Origin of the sequence: Streptomyces sp. NPDC008238 (assembly GCF_042956445.1) — a bacterium.
Taxonomy (GTDB): Bacteria; Actinomycetota; Actinomycetes; order Streptomycetales; family Streptomycetaceae; genus Actinacidiphila.
Genome location: NZ_JBIBGK010000017.1, coordinates 40267 through 58557, shown reverse-complemented (window position 1 = coordinate 58557; position 18291 = coordinate 40267). Strand labels below are relative to the sequence as shown.

Below are 18291 nucleotides of genomic sequence, written 5' to 3'. Positions count from 1 at the left end.
GTCCGCGCCGATGGGCGCGGGGAGCGGGCGCCCGCTACGGGACCAGGACGACCTTGCCCATCGTGCCGCGGCTCTCCAGGGCCGCGTGTGCGGCGGCGGCCTCGGCGAGCGGGAAACGCTGTACGGCGGGGGTCAGCCGCCCGGTCGTCCACGCCGCCAGGGCCTCCTCCTCCAGCGTCCGCAGCCCGATCCGCAGCATGGCAGGACCGAGCACGACCTCGGAGGTGATGCCGCGCGCGGACAGCTCCCCGGGCGGGAACTCCAGCGGCCCGCCGGACGCCCAGCCGTAGACGACGTGCCGCCCGCCGGGGCCCAGCAGGCCGACCGCCCCGCGGCCGGCGCCGCCGCCGACCGCGTCCAGGACGACCGTGCCCGGCCGTCCGGCCAGGGCATCGCGGGCCGCGTCCGTCCAGCTCTCGGCGCGGTAGTCGACGGCGGCGTCCGCGCCCAGTTCCAGGACGCGGGCGGTCTTGGCGGGCCCGCCCGCCAGCCCGAGGACGACCGCGCCCGCGGCGCGCGCCGCCTGGACCAGCAGGCTGCCCAGCCCGCCGGCCGCCGCGGTGACCACGACCGTGTCGGCGGGGCCGAGCGGTGCCTGGCGCAAAATGCCCATCGCCGTGCGGCCGGTGCCGATCATGGCCACGGCCTCGGCAGGGTCACGGCCGTCCGGCAGCACGTGGAGCTTCTCGACGGCGGTGACGGCGAGTTCGGCGTAACCGCCGGGCACCATGCCCAGGTGCGCGACGACCGGCCGGCCGAGCCACTCCGGGCCGACGCCCTCCCCGGTGGCCTCCACGGTGCCGGCCACCTCGCGGCCCGGGACCGTGGGCAGTTCCGGCAGCGGGTAGGGGCCGTTGGGGTCGCCGGCCCGGATGGCGGTGTCGAGCACGTGGACACCGGCGGCGGCGACGGCGACGCGCACCTGCCCGGGGCCGGGGTCCGGGTCACCGGTCCTCTCGTAGCTGAGGTTGCCGGCCGGGCCGAACGCGTGGAGACGGATGGCGTGCACGGTGCTTCCCCCTGGACACGACGACAGTGGGCGGTCGGATGATCCGCACCGCCCACTGTCCGACCTCAAGCGCGGTTGAGGTCAAGCGCCGGTCAGGCGAGGAGCTTCGTCTTCGCCTTGGTGTACTCGTCCTCGGTGATGTGGCCCTGGCTCTTGAGCTCGGCGAGCTCGGACAGCCGCTCGACGTTGTTGCCCGCCGTTCCCCCGTCGCCCGCGGCGGCCTCGCGCACGTACTGCTTGAACGCCGCGTCCATGTCCCTGGCCTGCTTCTGGTCGCGTTCCGCCATCCCCTTGCCCCGAGCCACGACGTAGATCAGCACGCCGAGGAAGGCACGATGATCCAGCCGGCCTTGGCCCAACCGCCGACCGTGTGGTCGCGGAAGAGGTCCCCGATGATCCTGAAGAGCAGGAAGAACCACAGCACCCAGCAGAAGATCAGGAGCATCGTCCAGAAGAGGTTCAGCAGAGGGTAGTCGTCCATGCCCCAAGTGGACGGCGGCCGAACGGGTCCCGCACCCGGGGCTGCGCCGTCCGGGCTACAGACGGGGGAAACGCGCCGCCAGGTCCCAGATCGCGGGGTTGGCGTCCAGGCCGTCGTGCATGTCGGTGAGGTCGGCGAGCAGGTCGTGCAGGAAGTCGCGGGCCTCGCGGCGCAGCTCGGCGTGGGCGAAGGAGAGCGGCCGTTCCTCCGGCGCCCAGTCGGCGCTGACGTCGACGAAGCCGAAGCGGCGCTGGAAGCGGAGCCGGTCGGTGGACTCGGTGAAGTCCAGCTCCGCGTACTGGGGGCGGGCGGCGCGGCTGCCGAGCGGGTCGCGGTCCAGCTCCTCGACGATGTCGCACAGCGCCCACCCGAAGTCGAGGACGGGCACCCATCCCCAGGCTGTGGACAGTTCGCGGTCGGCCTTCACGTCCGCCAGGTAGACGTCCCCGCAGAACAGGTCGTGGCGCAGCGCCCGTACGTCGGCGGTGCGGTAGTCGGTCTGCGGGGGGTCGGGGAAGCGGCGGGAGAGCGAGTAGCCGAGGTCGATCACCCGCCGATGGTACGCGGCGGCCCCGGCGGCAGGTCCGTGCCGGCGGCACCTCCGCGGCGGGCCGGGCCGGAGGCGTACGGCTCCGCCGGCCCGGCGAGGACGCCGGGGCCGTCCACCGGTACGAAGGGCCGGGCACCGGCGTGCCCCGCACGCCGGTCGCGTGCGGGGCACGGGGTGCCTCATCGGGTGAGGCGGCCCGTCGGGCCCTGGGGCCCGACCGGTGTCAGAGGCCGACGCCGAAGTCGGTGGCGATGCCGGCGAGGCCGGAGGCGTAGCCCTGGCCGACCGCGCGGAACTTCCACTCGGCGCCGTTGCGGTAGAGCTCGCCGAAGACCATGGCGGTCTCGGTGGCGGCGTCCTCGCTGAGGTCGTAGCGGGCGATCTCGGCGCCGCCGGCCTGGTTGACGATGCGGATGTAGGCGTTGCGGACCTGGCCGAAGTTCTGGCTGCGGGCCTCGGCCTCGTAGATGGAGACGGGGAAGACGATGCGCTCGACGTCGGCGGGCAGCCCCGCCAGGTTGACGTTGATCGCCTCGTCGTCGCCCGCGCCCTCGCCGGTGCGGTTGTCGCCGGTGTGGACGATGCTCTGGTCCGGCGTCTGCTTGTTGTTGAAGAAGACGAAGTAGGCGTCCGCGTAGACCTTGCCGCTCGGGTTGAGCGCGATGGCGCTCGCGTCGAGGTCGAAGTCGGTGCCGGTGGTGGTGCGCACGTCCCAGCCCAGGCCCACCGTGATGGCCGTCAGGCCCGGTGCTTCCTTGGTGAGCGAGACGTTGCCGCCCTTCGACAGGCTTACAGCCATGGGAGTCCCCTCCGTGATGTCGGTCGTTCGTGCCGACCTCGACGCTACCTTCACAGGGGGGAACGTCGTGAGAGGCCGGCATGGTTCCTTTACGGCGAAAACCGCCTCCGGTGCCATGTCCCGGAAAATCCTGTGACTCCGGCGCCCGTCGGCGGGATCATGGGAGGCATGTCAGGGCCGCCCCCACTCGTCGTCCGCGGCTCGGTCTCCATACCGGAGGCCGAGCTGATGTGGCGTTTCTCCCGTTCGTCCGGACCCGGCGGCCAGCACGTCAACACCTCGGACAGCCAGGTCGAACTGCGATTCGATCTCGCCAATTCCGAGTCGCTGCCCCCGGTGTGGAAGGAGCGCGCCCTGGAGCGGCTCGCTTCGCGCCTGGTGGGCGGCGTCCTGACCGTACGGGCCTCCGAGCACCGCTCGCAGTGGCGCAACCGGGAGACGGCGATGACCCGTCTGGCGGCCCTGCTCGCCGAGGCCACCGCGCCGCCGCCCAAGGTGCGCAGGCCCACGCGGATCCCGCGCGGCATCAACGAGCGGCGGCTGCGGGAGAAGAAGCGCCGCGGCGACACCAAGCGCGGCCGCGACGGGCGCGACTGGTCCTGAGCCCCCGCGGTGTCCTTCCTGCGGGCCCTTCCCGCAGGGCCCGGCCGGGTGTCCGCGGCGCCTCAGCCGAGGTGCCGGTAGCGGCCGCGGAAGTACATCAGGGGCGCGCCGTCCGCGCTGGGGGTGCGCGCGGTCAGCACGCGGGCGATCACCAGGGTGTGGTCGCCCGCCGGGACGCGCTGCTCGGTCTCGCACTCCAGCACGGCCAGGCCGCCGCCGAGGACCGGGGCGCCCGAGACCTCGCCGCGGTAGTAGGCCACGTCCTCGAAGAGCAGCCGGTCGCTGATGCGCCCGCGCATGGCGAAGCGCCCGGCGATGTGCCGCTGGCTCTCGCTCAGCACGGACACCGCCCAGCGCCGCCGGCGCTCCAGCAGTTCGTCCATGCGGGACCCCGTGCGCAGGCTCACCATCACCAGGGGCGGCTCCAGGGAGACCGAGACGAAGGCGGTCGCGGTCATGCCGACGTCCTCGCCCCGCGGGCCGTCCTCGGGGTCGTGGGCGGTCACCAGGACCACCCCCGCGGCGAGGCGGGTCATGGTGGCGCGGAAGGCGTCGCTGTCCACGCCGGACACGGGTGGCTCGGAACCGTCGGGCACGGTCCCAGGATGCGGGATGCGGGGCGTGGAGGTGATTGACTGTGACACGCCCCGACGCTAGCCGGACTGCCGCACCACCCGCATCGGACTTCGGATCGAGCCAGGTCCTAGGACCTCCCGGCCGTCACCGCTTCCGGTCGTACAACCCCCGCTCACCTGCTCGATTGTGTTCAATGGGTGAAGGGGGACACCCGGTCTGCTCTACGCTGCGTGATCGGAACACGACAATCAGATGTGACTTGAGTCACAAGGGGCATGAATTGTTGACCCTGTGTACCGGTCGAACTGCTCGCTGTGATTCAGTTGCGGTGGGAATTGGACCACAACGGACCACAAGCAGTCTCAGGAGTTGTCGTCGAGGGCCCGGGGAGAGCGCATGGACACCGAGTCGGAGCCGTATGTCCGCCTCGCGACCCTGCGCCAGGTGCACCAGGTCGTCGCGGACCTCAACTGCGCTCGCAGCCTCGCCGACACCCTGCAGGCCGTGGCCGACGGCGTCGTCAAGGGCCTCGGCTTCGAACTCGCCGTGGTCAACCTCGTCCGCCCCGACGGTGACCTGGTCGTCGCCGCCGTCGCCGGGAGCGCCGCCGCCGAGGCCCTGATGGCCGGCCGGGTCGGCTCGCGCGCCTCCTGGGAGCGCCGGCTCACCATGGGGGAGCGCTGGGGCGCCCTGCGCTTCATACCCCACCACGAGGGCTGGGTCCTGGACGGCGACGACGTCCCCAGCTGGCCCGGCGACGGCCCGCCGCCCCGCTTCCCCGACGAGTGGCACCCCGAGGACCGCCTCCTCGCCCCCATGTACGCCAACCCCAACGGCGGCGGCGAGCTGATCGGCGTCATCTCCGTCGACCGCCCGGTGGGCGGCCGGCGGCCCGGCCCGTGGGGCCGCGAGGCCCTGCAGATGTACGGCTTCCAGTCCGCCATCGCCATCAGCAACGCGCGTCTTCGTGCGAACATGCAACGCGCGCTGGTCCGCCTGGAGCGGGAGCAGCAGGCCCTGCGGGCCAGCGAGGAGAGCTTCCGTCAGGCCTTCGAGTACGCCCCCAGCGGCATGGCCATCGCCGAGATGGGCGGCGACCAGCACGGCAAGCTGGTCCGCACCAACGACGCGCTGTGCCGGCTGCTCGGCCGCCCCGCCGCGGTGCTGCGCCGCCACTCCTTCTCCGACCTCGTCCACCCCGAGGACGTCGGCGTCCTGCTGCGCACCAGCGCCGAGGGCGGCCGCGCCGAACTGCGCCTGCAGCGCCGCGACGGCAGCTACGTGTGGGTCAGCCTGCGCAACTCCGTCGTCGCCGACACCGCCGACGGCCCGCGCTTCCTGCTCACCCACGTCGAGGACATCGAGGAACGCAAGGGCCGCGAACTCGCCCTCGCCCACCGCGCCAGCCACGACTCCCTCACCGGCCTGCCCAACAGCGCCGAACTGCGCGCCCGGCTGTCCGGCAAGATCTGCGCGCGCCCGCAGGCCCCGGACGCCGACGGCCACACCGCCGTCTTCGCGGGCGCCGACGAGTTCGCCTACACCTACGACTACGACCCGGTCGACCGCACCGCCCCGCTCCCCGGGTTCGACCACCACACCCACACCGCGGCGCCGTCCGACGACGCCGACGGCGGCAAGGGCCTGGCCGTGCTCTTCTGCGACCTGGACGGCTTCAAGTCGATCAACGACCGCTTCGGCCACCACACCGGCGACGCCGTGCTCATCGAGGTGGCCCGCCGCCTCACCAGCGCGGTGCGCGACGGCGACACGGTGGCCCGGCTCGGCGGCGACGAGTTCGTCGTCCTCGCCGACGGCCTCGGCCGGGAGGACGCCGAGGACCTCGCCGTCCGCCTGCGCAACGCGATCATCCCCCCGATCCGCTTCGAGGGCCGGGCGGTCCGGGTCGGCGCCAGCTTCGGCATCGGCTGGGCCGGCTGCGGGATGACCGCGGACGAGGTGCTGCAGTCCGCGGACCAGCGCATGTACATCGAGAAGCGCTCCCGCAACGGCACCCGCGGCCACCGCCGCGCCGCGGGCTGACCGGCCGGGGCGCACCCCGGACGGCCCGCCGCCTCCTCCTCGGCGGAGGGCGCGCGTCCACCCTGGGGAGTACCCCGGATCGCTCCTCCGGTTGACTCCCGCACGCATCCGGGATGCCTACGCTGGGTTACGTGCAGCGTCTCTACGATTTCCTCCGCAGGCACCCGACCTGGGTCGACAGCTTCTGGGCCCTCGTCCTGCTCGGGTTCTCCGCCCTGTGGATCGCCAACGACGACCTGCACGCGAACACCCGGGCCGCCGCCGTGCCGCTCGCGCTCGCGCTGTCCCTCGTGGTCGCGCTGCGCCGCCGCATGCCGGAGAAGATGCTGCTGCTCGCCGTCCTCGTCGGGGTGGTCCAGCTGGTGCTGGACGTCCAGTCCAACCCCGGCGACTTCGCCATGCTGGTGATCATCTACACCGTGGCGGCCAACGGCGCCCGCTGGGCGTCCCGGCTGGCCCTCCTCGGCGGTCTGTCCGCCTCCACCATCTCCACCCTGCGCTGGCCCAACGAGAGCGAGGGCTACTGGGCCGACGCCGTCGCGACCGTCTTCCTCGCCGTCCCCTTCCTGCTGGCCTGGGTGATCGGCGACAGCCTCCGCACCCGCCGCGCGTACTACGCCGAGCTGGAGGAGCGCGCCGCCCGCCTGCAGCGCGAACGCGAGGCCCAGTCCAAGGCCGCGGTCGCCGCCGAACGCGCCCGGATCGCCCGCGAACTGCACGACGTCGTCGCCCACAACGTCTCCGTCATGGTCGTCCAGGCCGACGGCGCCGCCTATGTGCTGGACGCCTCCCCCGAGCAGGCCAAGCAGGCACTGGAGACCATCTCCACCACCGGCCGCCAGGCCCTCACCGAGATGCGCCGGCTGCTCGGGGTGTTGCGCGCGGGCGACGACGGCGGCGGCGAGTACGTGCCGCAGCCGGGCGTCGACCAGCTGACCGACCTCATAGAACAGGTCCGGGGCGCGGGACTGCCGGTCGCCTTCGAGGTCGAGGGGGAGTCCCGGCCCCTCGCCAGCGGCGTCGAACTCACCGCCTACCGCATCGTGCAGGAGGCGCTCACCAACACCCGCAAGCACGGCGGGCCCGAGGCGCGGGCCAAGGTCCGGCTCACCTTCGGCGACAGCGACCTCAGCCTCCTCATCGAGGACGACGGACGCGGCGCCCAGCAGGAGCTCTACGAAGGCGGCGGCGAGGACGGCCAGGGCCAGGGGCTCATCGGCATGCGCGAACGCGTCGGCATGGTCAGCGGCACCCTGGACGCCGGACCGCGCCCCGGCGGAGGCTTCCGCATCAGCGCGGTGCTCCCGGTGAAGGCCGCGCGCTAGCGGGACGCGCTGCGCGGCAGCGGCAAACAGAGACGACAGGCAAAGGGAAAGAGGGACCGGACCGATGGCGATCCGCGTGATGCTCGTCGACGACCAGGTGCTGCTCCGCACCGGCTTCCGCATGGTGCTGCAGGCCCAGCCCGACATGGAGGTCGTCGCCGAGGCGGGGGACGGCGCGGACGCCGTCGAGACCCTGCGCACCACCCCGGTGGACGTGGTCCTCATGGACGTCCGCATGCCCCGCCTGGACGGCGTCGAGGCCACCCGCCAGATCTGCGGCGCCCCCGACCGCACCCCCGACGACGGCGGGCCCCGCGTACTCATCCTGACCACCTTCGACCTCGACGAGTACGCCTTCTCCGCCCTCAAGGCCGGCGCGAGCGGCTTCATGCTCAAGGACGTCCCCCCGGACGAACTCCTCGCGGCCATCCGCGCCGTCCACAGCGGCGACGCGGTCGTCGCCCCCAGCACCACCCGGCGCCTGCTCGACCGCTTCACCCCGCTGCTGCCGAGTGCGAGCCAGCCGACGCACAAGGAACTGGAGCGGCTGACTGACCGCGAGCGCGAGGTGCTGCTGCTGGTCGCCCAGGGGCTGTCGAACGGGGAGATCGCCGGGAAGCTGGTGCTCAGCGAGGCGACGGTGAAGACGCATGTGGGGCGCATCCTCACGAAGTTGGACCTGCGGGACCGGGTGCAGGCGGTCGTGCTCGCGTACGAGACGGGGCTCGTCCGTGCGGGAGGCGGCGGAGCCGCCTGACCCGGTGCCGTTTGTTTGCGGCCCCTTGTCGTGTGCGGGTTGTTTGTGGCTGCGGTTGGGGGCTTTTCCCCCGCCCTCCCGCCCTCCCCCAGCCTTCGGCCGGGGGTGCCCCCATCCGGCGCGATTGGTGCGGGGCTCGCTCTGTGGGTTGGTGGGCCGGGGGCGGGGCCTCCGGGGTGGGCATTCTGTACCGCATATTTATGTGCATGGCGGGCAGCACTCGGCGGTGCCGTCTGTGCCGCACATCAAATACACGTCAGCGTCCAGAACGCCCACCCTCCCCCAGCCTTCGGCCGGGGGTGCCCCCACCTCCCCCACCCCCTCCGTATCCGTGGCGACCAACGGCCGGTGGGTGGTCAGAAGGCAATCCGGGGTCACCGCACCTGTCCGACGCACCCCCAACGGGGCACCCTGCGCCCGCACAACAGGGAGGGGCGTGGCGGGGCGCTCCCCCTGTCAGAAGGCCGGGGAAGCGAGCTGCGGACCCGGTGCCGAAAAATGCGGGCTGGAACTGCGGGGCCGTGGGGTCAGTGAGCGGTCCGGGGCAACCCCGGATTGCCTCCATATCCCCCACCGGCCGTGTGCGCCCATACCTCGGGAGGGGGTGTGTCGGGGTGCGCCCGGAAACGACGAGCGGTTAAGTGCGGCGCCCGAGGATGTGGGGGTAAACCGCGAGCGTTGAGGACGTGCGCCGGCGCGGCGCCGACCCCAACACGACGTGCGAGACCCGCACCAACCGCGCCGGGCAATCGGGAGGGAGGGTGGGCGAACCCCCAACAGAAACCACAACGGCGCCGCACACGACAAGGGGCCGCAAGCAAACGACCCCGGGTCAGGCGCCCCCAGGGAGAAAGTGCGTGAAGTCCGCCACCGCCTCGGCGATCCCCGCCGCATCCCACTCGAGCGCCGACGCCGCGACCGTGACCTCCGTCATCGCGACCCCCGGCACCTCCGACCCCGTCCAGCGCCCGAAGAGCGCCGTCTTGGTCTCCTCCGCCTGCCGCACCGCGGCCTCGTTGAGGACGTCCGGGGACTCCGCGAGCCACACCTGGAACTGGTGCGTGTGCGGCACCTCCGGGTGCACCCGGACCCAGCCCGTGCCCGCGGCGAGCGCGTCCCGCAGGGCCGCCGCGACGACCTTCGCGTGGGCCACGTACTCCGGCAGGCGCGGCAGTTCGTGGTCGAGCCCGTCGAGCGCGGACAGCACCGCGGGCCACTGCTGGAAGACGAGGCCGCCGTAGCGGTGCCGCCAGGTGCGGGCTTCGGCGGCGAGGTCGGCGGGGCCGGCGAGGGCCGCGCCGGAGACGCCGCCGAGGGACTTGTAGAAGGAGACGTACACGCTGTCGGCGAGGCCGGCGATCTCGTCGAGGGGGTGCCCGAAGTGCGGCGGGCACTCCCACAGGCGGGCGCCGTCGAAGTGGACGACGGCGTCGCGCTCGCGGGCCGCGGCCACGGTGGCGGTGAGTTCGTCCCAGGTCGGCAGGACGAAGCCGGCGTCCCGGAGCGGCAGTTCGAGCATGAGCGTGCCGAAGGGCTCGTCCATGCCGCGGACCTCGTCCGCGTCGGGTATCCGGCGGGCCGTGGTCGGGTGGACGGTCCGCAGCCCGCTCAGCGCGGACAGCGCGCCGCGCTCGTGGACCTCGGGGTGGGCCAGCGGGTGCAGCGCGACAACGGGGTTGCCGGTGCGTCCCGCCCAGCAGCGCAGGGCGACCTGCTGGGCCATCGTCCCGGTGGGGAACCAGACGGCCTCCTCCGTGCCGAGCAGTCCTGCCACCCGGTGCTCCAGTTCCGCGACGATCCCGTCGCCGTACATGTCGGCGGGGCCGTCCAGGCCGTCCCGCCGGGCCAGTCCGGCCAGCCGTTCGCCCATCGTCGGCGGTTTCCCGTGGGACAGCACGCGGTCGCAGGAGCGTACGGCGGCGATGCGCCGCGCCTTCTCGTCATCGGCAGAGGTCATGGACCGATCCTGCCGTGCCCGAGGGCGCCGGGAAACATTCGCGTAGCATTGACGAGAACGTCCGGTACCCCCGTGAGGACTGGAACGGAAGGCCAGCGCAGCGTGAACGCATCGCACAACCAGGGGCCCCTGCCCCCCGACGTGGAGGCCCGCCCCGCGCGGCTCACGGTCGGCGTCGTCGGCGCGGGGCGGGTCGGTCCCGCGCTCGCCGCCGCGCTGAAGCTGGCCGGGCACCACCCGGTCGCGGCGTCGGGTGTGTCCGACGCCTCACGCCGTCGCGCGGCCGCCCTGCTGCCCGACGTGCCGCTCGTGGAGCCGGCCGAGGTGCTGGCCCGCTCCGAGCTCGTCCTGCTGACCGTGCCGGACGACGCGCTGCCCGGGCTGGTGGCCGGTCTCGCCGAGACCGGGGCCGTACGTCCCGGCCAGCTGCTGGTGCACACCTCGGGCCGGTACGGCACCGCCGTGCTGGGGCCGGCCCTGCGCGCGGGCGGGCTGCCGCTGGCCCTGCACCCCGCGATGACCTTCACCGGCACCTCCGTCGACGTGCAGCGGCTGGCCGGCTGCTCCTTCGGCGTCACGGCCCCCGTGGAGCTGCGGATGGCGGCCGAGGCGCTGGTGATCGAGATGGGCGGCGAGCCCGAGTGGATCGAGGAGTCGGCCCGCCCGCTCTACCACGCGGGCCTGGCGATCGGCGCGAACCACCTGGTCACCCTGGTCGCGCAGTCCATGGAGCTGCTGCGTGCCTCCGGCGTCAGCGAGCCCGGCCGGATGCTGGGCCCGCTGCTCGGCGCGGCCCTGGACAACGCCCTGCGCTCCGGTGACGCCGCACTGACCGGTCCGGTCGCCCGCGGCGACGCGGGCACGGTGGCGGCGCATCTGGCGGAGCTGCGCGTGCACGCCCCGGAGATGGTGGCCCCGTACGTCGCGATGGCCCGCGCCACCGCGGACCGCGCGCTGGCGGGCGGAATGCTGAAGGCGGAGTTCGCGGAGGCGCTGCTGGGCGTCCTGGCGGACGGCGCCGAAGGGGGAGGGCGATGACGAGGCTGGTGCACACCGCGCGCGAGCTGCGGGAGGCCGTCGGCGGCCGGCCCGGCGATGTCGGCGTCGTGATGACCATGGGCGCGCTGCACGAGGGGCACGCGACCCTCGTGCGGACCGCCCGCGAGCGGGTGGGGGACGGCACCGTCGTCGTCACCGTCTTCGTCAACCCGCTGCAGTTCGGGCCGGGCGAGGACTTCGACCGCTACCCGCGCACCCTCGACGCGGACGTTCGGACCGCCGGGCGGGCCGGCGCCGACGTGGTCTTCGCGCCCTCCGTCGAGGAGGTGTACCCCGGCGGGCGGCCGCGGGTGCGGATCAGCGCGGGGCCGATGGGCGAGGGCTACGAGGGCGCCTCGCGCCCCGGCCACTTCGACGGCATGCTGACCGTCGTCGCCAAGCTCCTCCACCTGACCCGGCCGGACGTCGCCTTCTACGGCCAGAAGGACGCCCAGCAACTGGCCCTCATCCGCCGCATGGTGACGGACCTTAACTTCCCGGCCGAGATCGTCGGCGTGCCCACCGTCCGCGAGCCGGACGGCCTGGCCCTGTCCAGCCGCAACCGCTACCTCTCCGACGGCGACCGCGAGAGCGCCCTGGCCCTCTCCCGCGCCCTGTTCGCCGGACGTGACGCGCTGGAGGACGGCCCGGACGCCGTACGGGACGCGGCGCGGACGGTGCTGGAGAAGGGCGACGGCCTGGCGGTGGACTACCTCGCCCTGGTCGACCCGGACGACTTCACCGAGGCCGCCCCCGGCCACACCGGACCGGCGGTGCTCGCCGTCGCCGCCAAGGTGGGCACGACCCGGCTGATCGACAACATCCCCCTGGAGTTCGGAGTCCGCCGATGAGCGGCACAGGTACACGCATACGGCTGCACGCCCCCGCGCCCGGCTGGGAGCACGAGGCGGACGTGGTGGTCGTCGGGTCCGGCGTCGCCGGGCTGACCGTCGCGCTGCGCTGCGCCGCACAGGGCGCCAAGGTCACCGTCGTCACCAAGGCCCGCCTCGACGACGGCTCCACGCGCTGGGCGCAGGGCGGCATCGCCGCCGCCCTCGGCGAGGGCGACACCCCGGAGCAGCACCTGGCCGACACCCTTGTGGCGGGCGCCGGGCTCTGCGACGAGGAGGCCGTGCGCACCCTGGTCACCGAGGGCCCCGACGCCGTACGCCGGCTGATCGCGACGGGCGCGCACTTCGACACCAGCGAGGCGACCGGCGAGATCCTGCTGACCCGCGAGGGCGGCCACCACCGCCGCAGGATCGCCCACGCGGGCGGCGACGCGACGGGCCTGGAGATCTCCCGGGCGCTGATCGAGGCCGTGCGCGAGGCCAGGATCGAGTTCATCGAGAACGCGCTCGTGCTGGACCTGCTGACCGATGCCGAGGGCCGCGCCGCGGGCGTCACCCTGCACGTCATGGGCGAGGGGCAGCGCGACGGCGTCGGCGCGGTGCGGGCCCGCGCCGTGGTGCTGGCCACCGGCGGCATGGGGCAGGTCTTCTCGGCCACGACCAACCCGGCGGTGTCCACGGGCGACGGGGTGGCCCTCGCGCTGCGCGCCGGCGCGGAGGTCTCGGACCTGGAGTTCGTCCAGTTCCACCCGACGGTGCTCTTCCTCGGCCGGGACGCGGAGGGCCAGCAGCCGCTGGTCTCCGAGGCCGTGCGCGGGGAGGGCGCCCACCTCGTCGACGCCGACGGGGTGCGCTTCATGCAGGGGCAGCACGAGCTGGCCGAGCTCGCGCCGCGCGACATCGTCGCCAAGGGCATCACGCGCCGCATGCAGGAGACCGGCGCCGAGCACATGTACCTCGACGGCCGGCACTTCGGGGCGCGGATGTGGGAGCGGCGCTTCCCGACGATCCTCGCCGCCTGCCGCGCCAACGGCATCGACCCGGTCACGCAGCCGATCCCGGTGGCGCCCGCCGCGCACTACGCCTCCGGCGGCGTCCGCACCGACCTGCACGGCCGCACCACGGTGCCGGGCCTGTACGCGTGCGGCGAGGTCGCCTGCACGGGCGTGCACGGCGCCAACCGGCTGGCGTCCAACTCCCTCCTGGAGGGGCTGGTCTTCGCCGAGCGCATCGCCGCCGACATCGCCGAGCACCCCGCGGCCCCCGGCGCCCCCGTGGTCCCGGAGCCGGGCCGCTCCCCGCTACTGCCCTCCGAGGCCCGCTTCGCGATCCAGCGGATCATGACCCGCGGCGCGGGCGTGCTGCGCAGCGCGGAGAGCCTGGAGGGCGCGGCGGCGGCGCTGAGCCGGATGTACGCCGACGCCGAGGAGCTGCTGGAGCGCGACGGCAAGACGGCCGAGCCCTGCGTGGAGACCTGGGAGGCGACCAACCTCTGCCTGGTCGCCCGGGTGCTGGTCGAGGCGGCCCGCCGCCGCGAGGAGACCCGCGGCTGCCACTGGCGCGAGGACCGGCCGGAGCGCGACGACGAGGACTGGCGCCGGCACATCGTCGTCCGGCTCCCCTCCAGTGGTGCGGGGCTGCCCGCCGCACCCACTAGTCTCACCATCCGCACCACCCCCACAGCGGACCTTCCCGCAACCCGTCCTGGAACGGAGCCCCAGCGATGAGCACGCCCGACCTCCCCCTCCTGCAGATCGGCGGCGCCGGCGGCGGTGGCTGCGGCGACGGCTGCGGCTGCGGTTCCGGCGACGCGTACGCGCACGACCCGAGCGAGTGCGGTCTCGACCCCGACCTGGCGCAGCTGCTCGCCGACGCCGGGCTGGACCCGGTGCTGGTCGAGGACGTCGCGCACCTGGCCATCGAGGAGGACCTGGACGGCGGGGTGGACGTCACCACCGTGGCCACCATCCCCGAGGACGCCATGGCCACCGGCGACTTCACCGCCCGCGAGGCCGGCGTGGTCGCCGGGCTGCGGGTCGCGGAGGCGGTGCTGTCCATCGTCTGCACCGACGAGTTCGAGGTCGAGCGGCACGTCGAGGACGGCGACCGGGTCGAGGCCGGTCAAACGCTGCTGTCGGTGCGCACCCGTACGAGGGACCTGCTGACCGCGGAGCGCAGCGCGCTCAACCTGCTGTGCCGGCTGTCCGGGATCGCCACCACGACGCGCCGCTGGGCCGACGCGCTGGAGGGCACCAAGGCGAAGGTCCGCGACACCCGGAAGACGACCCCGGGCCTGCGCGCGCTGGAGAAGTACGCGGTCCGCTGCGGCGGCGGCGTCAACCACCGCATGTCGCTGTCGGACGCGGCCCTGGTCAAGGACAACCACGTGGTCGCCGCGGGCGGCGTGGCGGCCGCCTTCAAGGCCGTCCGTGAGGAGTTCCCCGAGCTGGCGATCGAGGTCGAGGTCGACACCCTGCACCAGGTCCGCGAGGTCCTGGACGCGGGCGCTGACCTGATTCTGCTGGACAACTTCACGCCCTCCGACACGGAGGAGGCGGTCGCCGTCGTCGCGGGCCGTGCCCTGCTGGAGTCCTCCGGCCGGCTCACCCTGGACAACGCCCGCGCCTACGCCGCGACCGGCGTCGACTACCTGGCCGTGGGCGCCCTGACCCACTCCTCGCCGATCCTCGACATCGGACTGGACCTGCGGTCCGAGGGGTCGGGACGGGACTGATGCTGCTCACCATCGACGTCGGCAACACCCACACCGTCCTCGGGCTGTTCGACGGGGAAGAGATCGTCGAGCACTGGCGGGTCTCCACCGACCCGCGCCGCACGGCGGACGAGATGGCCGTGCTCATGCAGGGCCTGATGGGCATGCACCCGCTGCTCGGCGAGGAGCTCGGCGACAACATCCACGGGATCGCCATCTGCTCCACCGTCCCCTCCGTGCTCCACGAGCTGCGCGAGGTGACGCGCCGCTACTATGGCGACGTGCCCGCGGTGCTCGTGGAGCCCGGCGTCAAGACCGGTGTCCCGGTGCTCACCGACAACCCCAAGGAAGTCGGCTCCGACCGGATCATCAACTCCCTGGCCGCCGTGCACCTCTACAGCGGTCCGTGCATCGTGGTGGACTTCGGCACGGCCACCACCTTCGACGCGGTCACGTCGCGGGGCGAGTACGCGGGCGGCGCCATCGCCCCCGGCATCGAGATCTCGGTGGACGCCCTGGGTGCCCGCGGGGCCCAGCTGCGCAAGGTGGAACTGACCCGTCCGCGCAGCGTCATCGGCAAGAACACCATCGAGGCCATGCAGTCCGGCATCCTGTACGGCTTCGCCGGCCAGGTGGACGGCGTGGCCGAGCGGATGGCGCGGGAGCTCGCCGACGACCCGGACGACGTCACGGTCATCGCCACCGGCGGGCTGGCGCCGCTGGTGCTGGGCGAGTCGGCGGTCATCGACGTGCACGAGCCCTGGCTGACCCTGATAGGCCTGCGGCTCGTCTACGAGCGGAACGTGTCGACGACCTGACGACCCGACGAGCGGACAACCCGACGAGCCGACGAGCCGACGGCCCGGCGGGTCCGCGGGGGAACGTGCGCGGCGCGCCCGGGCATATCTGGTTACGCGTATTTTGTCCGCTTAGTACGTAAAGTCAGACCATGCCCACGCCACACGGGTCCCGAGGCGGAATGGCGTTCAGCGCGGATGAACTGCGCGTGCTCCGGCGCGCCCTCTCAGCGGCCCTCCAGTCCAGCACCATGATCCCCACCCCCGACGAGGTCAAGGACTACCTGCGCCTCGTCGAGGACGTCGACGAGGCGGCCCGCGAGGGCGGACGGCTGCGGACCTTCCAGCTCGCGGAGCTCGCCAGGTACCGGGACGCGCTGCCGGGCAGCGCCGCCGGCTACCTCGAGCGGCTGACGGGAGCGCTCGACATGGGGTACGTGCCCCTGCCGGACGACCTCGCCGCGCTGCGCCGGCTGCACGACGCGCCGTGCACGGACGCCGAGGCGCACCGCAGGAGGGCCGTGCTGCGCCGCTGCGAGCACCTGGCGGAGCTCGACGTGCGCGCCCGCCTGGAGGCGCGCATCCCCGCGCCCTCGCAGCCCTGCGGCACGCCGTACACGGGCAGGGCGAGGCTGCGCGCGCTGCCCGGCGGCAGGGCCGCCTCCGACGACCCCAAGCCGGGCCCCAAGCCCGACCCGAAGACGTCTCCCACCGAGCCGGCCGCGCCGGAACCCGGTGAGGAGAAGCGCAAGGTGCCCACGCCGGCCGAGATCTTCCCGCCCCGCCGGCGCACCCCGCCACCCCCCGAGGAGCGCGCCACGGGCTGACGCACAGTCACCGCACAACCTTCCGGAGACGTCACGGGTCCTTCACGTGACGTCTCCCGTGCGTTCACGGGTGCGCCACCCGGCTGTCGACTTCCTCAGGGGGGAACCCGGCATGAGACCCATCCGGTCCGCGGTGTGCGCCGCGGCCGCCCTCGTCACCCTGGCGGCGGGATCCGCCGCCACCGCGGCCCCGGCAGCGGCCCTCAGGGCCGAACTGCACCTGACCGCACCCGGCGACGTCGGGGTGGCGGCGACGAGCACCACGTACAAGACCTTCGAGATCACCGCCCTGGTCCAGCGCTTCGACGACGGGAAGGTGCCGGAGCCCGCCCACGAGGTCGTCGTCACCATGGACCTCGCCGCCCTGACCGGGGTCGTGGACGTGGTGCTCCCCGCGGACCTGTGCGCCACCTCGGGCAGCACGGCCACCTGCTCCCTGGGCACGGTCGACCACGCCGGCACCGCGATACCCGTGAAGATACGGGCCGCCTCCGGCTCCAGGACCGACGACGCCGCGACGCTGCGCTACTCGGTCGGCGCGAAGGACGCCGGGCCGGATCCCGACAGCATGACCGCCACCCGGATCACGGTCGGCACCGGCCCGGACCTCGTCGTGCCGAAGCTGTCCACCGTCTCCGACGTACGGCCCGGGGACACCCTCGACCTGCCGGTCGTCATCGCCAACGCCGGCGACCGGCCGACCCGCGGCGGCGTCTCCGTGATGGTGGGGACCAACCTCACCGGCTCCGGCGGCGCGGGCCTGGCGGTGGCGGGCGACTTCGGCAACTGCCGCTACGACCCGCTCGACCAGGCACAGCGGGGCGCCTTCGTCTGCCACTTCGACACCGACATCGCTCCCGGCGAGGTGTGGGAACTCGCGCGGCCACTGAGGATCGACGTCGAGCCCGGCGCCACCGACGGCAGGGTGGGCTACCAGGCCGACGTGATCGGCGGAAGGCTCGACGACGTCGTACCCGGCGGCACCCCCGGCACCGGGGCTCCGCTCACCCTCGTCCGCACGGCCCAGGCCCCCGCGGCGAAGGACACGGGCGGCCCGGGGGCGGCGGCCCGGTCGCTCGCCGCGCAGGAGGGCTGGGACGTCGACTACAGCGACAACCTCGGCGGCCTGGAGATCAGGCTGTACGACCCCGAGGGCCCGGCCCCCGGCCACCGCGGGGCGGACCTGGTCGCGATCGGGGACACGGTCCGGGCGACGGCCGGAGAGCGGACCGAGGCCGTCGTGGGCCTGCGCAACGAGGGCGACGAGGCCGCGCGGGCACGCGGCACCAGCGGGACCGGGCCGGCCACCTGGGTCGCGGTTGAGATCCCCCACGGGGTGCGGGTGACGGCCCGTGACGGCGCCTGCAGGCTGACCACGAACGCGGACTGGGACGACTACCCGGGCGGCGCCACCTTCGGCGACGACCCGGAGGACGTCGCGCCGGTACCGACCGGGACGATCTACTACTGCTCCACCCGGCACTCGATCGAACCCGGCACCTCCCAGACCTTCTCCTTCACCCTCGTCGCGGACCGGGCACTGGACGAGGCCACCGGCCTCGTCTTCGCGGCCTCGGACTACGGCGTGGACCGGGAGGGCCAGAAGAACAACGCGGGCGTCCTGACGGTCACGGCCGAGGCGTCGCCCGGTTCCGGCGGGAGCACCCCGGGCGGTTCCGGCGTGGTCCCGGCCGGCGGGACGGGCGGATCCCTCGCCGCCACCGGAGCGGGCCCCGTGCGCCCCCTGGTGGCCGGCTCGGCGGCCTGCGCGGCCCTGGGGGTGCTCCTGGTGGCGGCGGTCCGCCGCAGGGCGCGTACGGGCGGGTAGCCGCCCGGAGCGACGCACTCGTGACCCCGGCCCGCACCGCAGCGGGCCGGGGCCACGTCACGACCGCCCGGGGACCCGGCCCCCGGGCCCCCGGGCCCCGGAGGAGGTCCGCCGAGGGGGTCGCGCGGGGGCGTGGC

General features: G+C 73.9%; 16 protein-coding genes and 1 pseudogene. 11 read left to right on the top strand and 6 right to left on the bottom strand.

Annotation, left to right across the window (positions count from 1 at the left end; translation table 11 throughout):
- Nucleotides 1-34: 34 nt before the first annotated feature.
- From ACFZAU_RS28305 to ACFZAU_RS28290, 4 genes and pseudogenes are all read right to left on the bottom strand, one after another.
- Complete coding sequence (locus tag ACFZAU_RS28305; protein ID WP_500554465.1) at nt 35-1009, bottom strand: zinc-binding dehydrogenase; 975 nt, start codon at nt 1007-1009, stop codon at nt 35-37.
- Nucleotides 1010-1101: 92 nt separating this feature from the next.
- Nucleotides 1102-1490: pseudogene (locus ACFZAU_RS28300) on the bottom strand (SHOCT domain-containing protein).
- A 55-nt stretch (nt 1491-1545) separates the two neighbouring features.
- Nucleotides 1546-2040, bottom strand: a complete 495-nt coding sequence (locus tag ACFZAU_RS28295) for a hypothetical protein (RefSeq protein ID WP_500554464.1) — start codon at nt 2038-2040, stop codon at nt 1546-1548.
- Nucleotides 2041-2263: 223 nt separating this feature from the next.
- Nucleotides 2264-2839: a TerD family protein gene (locus ACFZAU_RS28290; protein ID WP_500463750.1), complete on the bottom strand. Its 576-nt coding sequence runs from the start codon at nt 2837-2839 to the stop codon at nt 2264-2266.
- 159 nt (nt 2840-2998) lie between these two features.
- On the opposite strand from ACFZAU_RS28290, the gene arfB reads away from it, so the two are divergent.
- The gene (gene arfB / locus ACFZAU_RS28285; RefSeq protein WP_500554463.1) at nt 2999-3442 is read left to right on the top strand and encodes an alternative ribosome rescue aminoacyl-tRNA hydrolase ArfB; all 444 of its coding nucleotides are present in this window, start codon (nt 2999-3001) and stop codon (nt 3440-3442) included.
- 62 nt (nt 3443-3504) lie between these two features.
- Here the strand turns inward: arfB and ACFZAU_RS28280 are convergent, their stop codons facing one another.
- Entirely contained in the window at nt 3505-4005 is a 501-nt protein-coding gene (locus tag ACFZAU_RS28280; protein ID WP_500463777.1) for a flavin reductase family protein, read from the bottom strand.
- Nucleotides 4006-4414: 409 nt separating this feature from the next.
- Between ACFZAU_RS28280 and cdgB the strand changes: the two genes are divergently transcribed.
- The 3 genes from cdgB to ACFZAU_RS28265 all read left to right on the top strand — a co-directional run bounded on the left by cdgB (nt 4415) and on the right by ACFZAU_RS28265 (nt 8143).
- The gene (gene cdgB / locus ACFZAU_RS28275) at nt 4415-6061 is read left to right on the top strand and encodes a diguanylate cyclase CdgB (protein WP_500554462.1); all 1647 of its coding nucleotides are present in this window, start codon (nt 4415-4417) and stop codon (nt 6059-6061) included.
- A 131-nt stretch (nt 6062-6192) separates the two neighbouring features.
- Nucleotides 6193-7386: a sensor histidine kinase gene (locus ACFZAU_RS28270; protein WP_499610787.1), complete on the top strand. Its 1194-nt coding sequence runs from the start codon at nt 6193-6195 to the stop codon at nt 7384-7386.
- A 64-nt stretch (nt 7387-7450) separates the two neighbouring features.
- Nucleotides 7451-8143 carry a response regulator gene (locus ACFZAU_RS28265; RefSeq protein WP_500463753.1) on the top strand — a complete coding sequence of 231 codons (693 nt, stop codon included), beginning with the start codon at nt 7451-7453 and terminating at the stop codon, nt 8141-8143.
- Nucleotides 8144-8975: 832 nt separating this feature from the next.
- Here ACFZAU_RS28265 and ACFZAU_RS28260 read toward each other — a convergent pair.
- Nucleotides 8976-10100, bottom strand: coding sequence for a threonine aldolase family protein (locus ACFZAU_RS28260; protein ID WP_500554461.1), 1125 nt, complete (start codon nt 10098-10100; stop codon nt 8976-8978).
- A gap of 102 nt (nt 10101-10202) precedes the next feature.
- Between ACFZAU_RS28260 and ACFZAU_RS28255 the strand changes: the two genes are divergently transcribed.
- The 7 genes from ACFZAU_RS28255 to ACFZAU_RS28225 all read left to right on the top strand — a co-directional run bounded on the left by ACFZAU_RS28255 (nt 10203) and on the right by ACFZAU_RS28225 (nt 18154).
- On the top strand, nt 10203-11138 hold the full coding sequence (locus ACFZAU_RS28255; RefSeq protein ID WP_500463755.1) for a Rossmann-like and DUF2520 domain-containing protein: 936 nt from the start codon (nt 10203-10205) through the stop codon (nt 11136-11138).
- Nucleotides 11135-11989 carry a pantoate--beta-alanine ligase gene (gene panC, locus ACFZAU_RS28250; protein WP_500554460.1) on the top strand — a complete coding sequence of 285 codons (855 nt, stop codon included), beginning with the start codon at nt 11135-11137 and terminating at the stop codon, nt 11987-11989. Before ACFZAU_RS28255 ends, panC begins: the two co-directional genes overlap by 4 nt.
- Nucleotides 11986-13716, top strand: a complete 1731-nt coding sequence (locus ACFZAU_RS28245; protein ID WP_500554459.1) for an L-aspartate oxidase — start codon at nt 11986-11988, stop codon at nt 13714-13716. Before panC ends, ACFZAU_RS28245 begins: the two co-directional genes overlap by 4 nt.
- The gene (nadC, locus tag ACFZAU_RS28240; RefSeq protein ID WP_500554458.1) at nt 13713-14723 is read left to right on the top strand and encodes a carboxylating nicotinate-nucleotide diphosphorylase; all 1011 of its coding nucleotides are present in this window, start codon (nt 13713-13715) and stop codon (nt 14721-14723) included. The genes ACFZAU_RS28245 and nadC overlap by 4 nt, the downstream gene beginning before the upstream one ends.
- Nucleotides 14723-15520 (top strand): type III pantothenate kinase, encoded by a 798-nt coding sequence (locus ACFZAU_RS28235; RefSeq protein ID WP_500554457.1) that lies wholly within the window; start codon nt 14723-14725, stop codon nt 15518-15520. Before nadC ends, ACFZAU_RS28235 begins: the two co-directional genes overlap by 1 nt.
- Before the next feature lie 131 nt (nt 15521-15651).
- A complete protein-coding gene (locus ACFZAU_RS28230) occupies nt 15652-16326 on the top strand; it encodes a hypothetical protein (RefSeq protein ID WP_500463759.1) in 675 nt (224 codons plus the stop codon).
- A 112-nt stretch (nt 16327-16438) separates the two neighbouring features.
- Nucleotides 16439-18154 (top strand): hypothetical protein, encoded by a 1716-nt coding sequence (locus tag ACFZAU_RS28225; protein WP_500554456.1) that lies wholly within the window; start codon nt 16439-16441, stop codon nt 18152-18154.
- Nucleotides 18155-18291: the final 137 nt, after the last annotated feature.

What these genes read in the sequence shown, in the direction of transcription:
- ACFZAU_RS28290 (WP_500463750.1), bottom strand. Translation starts at nt 2,839, where the DNA reads ATGGCTGTAAGCCTGTCGAAGGGCGGCAACGTCTCGCTCACCAAGGAA.
- arfB (WP_500554463.1), top strand. Translation starts at nt 2,999, where the DNA reads ATGGGAGGCATGTCAGGGCCGCCCCCACTCGTCGTCCGCGGCTCGGTC.
- cdgB (WP_500554462.1), top strand. Translation starts at nt 4,415, where the DNA reads ATGGACACCGAGTCGGAGCCGTATGTCCGCCTCGCGACCCTGCGCCAG.
- ACFZAU_RS28265 (WP_500463753.1), top strand. Translation starts at nt 7,451, where the DNA reads ATGGCGATCCGCGTGATGCTCGTCGACGACCAGGTGCTGCTCCGCACC.
- ACFZAU_RS28260 (WP_500554461.1), bottom strand. Translation starts at nt 10,100, where the DNA reads ATGACCTCTGCCGATGACGAGAAGGCGCGGCGCATCGCCGCCGTACGC.
- panC (WP_500554460.1), top strand. Translation starts at nt 11,135, where the DNA reads ATGACGAGGCTGGTGCACACCGCGCGCGAGCTGCGGGAGGCCGTCGGC.
- ACFZAU_RS28245 (WP_500554459.1), top strand. Translation starts at nt 11,986, where the DNA reads ATGAGCGGCACAGGTACACGCATACGGCTGCACGCCCCCGCGCCCGGC.
- nadC (WP_500554458.1), top strand. Translation starts at nt 13,713, where the DNA reads ATGAGCACGCCCGACCTCCCCCTCCTGCAGATCGGCGGCGCCGGCGGC.
- ACFZAU_RS28235 (WP_500554457.1), top strand. Translation starts at nt 14,723, where the DNA reads ATGCTGCTCACCATCGACGTCGGCAACACCCACACCGTCCTCGGGCTG.
- ACFZAU_RS28230 (WP_500463759.1), top strand. Translation starts at nt 15,652, where the DNA reads ATGCCCACGCCACACGGGTCCCGAGGCGGAATGGCGTTCAGCGCGGAT.
- ACFZAU_RS28225 (WP_500554456.1), top strand. Translation starts at nt 16,439, where the DNA reads ATGAGACCCATCCGGTCCGCGGTGTGCGCCGCGGCCGCCCTCGTCACC.